1 pseudogene is annotated in these 1411 nt (G+C 56.2%); it reads left to right on the forward strand.

The features are described from left to right. A pseudogene (locus ACIBI6_RS41165) lies at window positions 1-1411 on the forward strand (hypothetical protein); the annotation flags it as partial.

Consider the following 1411-nt stretch of genomic DNA (forward strand, 5'->3'; position numbering starts at 1 on the left):
GACAAATTACCGGCTCTTAAAGACCGTCGTGATGATCGGTTGGAGCCGGGGGAGAAGCTGGCTGCGCCGGGGTCCAAAGAGGTCACCGATGGTAGTGCGCGCAGTTCGATCAAGAACGGTGATTACACCCTCGCGCTGGATAAAGACAACAAGCTGGTCCTGACTGACAAAGACGGCAATGAGCTGTGGGGGTATTCCGGAGCGGACGCCGCGGATCTTCTCTCGGATCCGAATCACGATGTCAAGGTCGGGCTGGATGGCAGTATCAAGGTCATAGATCGTGATACCGGTAAGGTGATCCGGGTCATCCGTGAAGCCGGAGACCCTAAACACGCGAAATTGGTGCTGCTGTATCACCCCCCGGCGGAGTCCGAGCCATTGCGCTTCGCGATCGACGAAGCGCAGACCACGCTACAAATACAGGTGGACTGCTTCGGAAAAGGGAAGGCCGGACTGGCCGAGGACGTCGCGAACTGGTTGCACAATCAGGGATTGGTCGACAAGGACAATAAATCAAAGATCACCGAAGACTACAACAATTCGTATCTGGCCTATGACACTAAAGTCAAGAAACACTTCAAAGACCTGGACGAGCAGATCCGGTCGATCGCCCTCGATACCGAACAGATCAATAGCGATTCGTTCAAGTCGATAATGAATTCGATTGACGAACTCGATGAACAGTTGCGCGCGATTGATGCTGTGAAGGATACTCAAGTCGTCTCCGTTGGGCAGAATGGGGATCATACCTATCGAAAGATTCTGCCGGATCTGGAGGATGATCTTTTCAAAGCTATTGATAAAACGGTGACGGCGGTCGACAAGGTTGTAGACAATGCGCACCAGGCTCACGCGTCCAACAAGAAGACGACAGACAAGACTTCGCATGAAAGCGACCGCTATAGCAACGACAACGGTGGCGGTGGCGACAAGACGGGTGGCAATACTGGGAATGGTGTTGGCGATGGTAATGGTGCCGTGGCCGCGGCGGATGCGGCGGCCGACCCGATCGACTTCAACAAGGAACTCGGCCTGGACGGCCTCGGTGATGGTGCTTTCGGCGATACCGACGGTTTGACCACCGCGGACGGTCTCACCGGTGCTGACGGCACGACGGAAACGACCGACGCGACCGGAAGCACCGGCACGGGCACGGGTACGGATATCGGGTCGAAGATCGATGACGCGATCGCGAAGATCCAAAACGGGGCTACTGGTGGCGGATCGTCGACGGGTGGCAGCGGTTCCGGTGGTAGCTCGGGTGGTATGAGTAATCCGTACGGCATGAGTAATCCCTACGGCATGAGTGGGTCGAATCCGTTGTCCTCGATGACGAATCCGTACAATTTGCCGCAACAGCTGCAGAACCAGTACGGCGGCCAGAACGGTACGAACCCCTACTCGCAGCTGG

Origin of the sequence: Nocardia sp. NPDC050412 (assembly GCF_044458825.1) — a bacterium.
In the GTDB taxonomy this organism is placed as follows: Bacteria; Actinomycetota; Actinomycetes; order Mycobacteriales; family Mycobacteriaceae; genus Nocardia.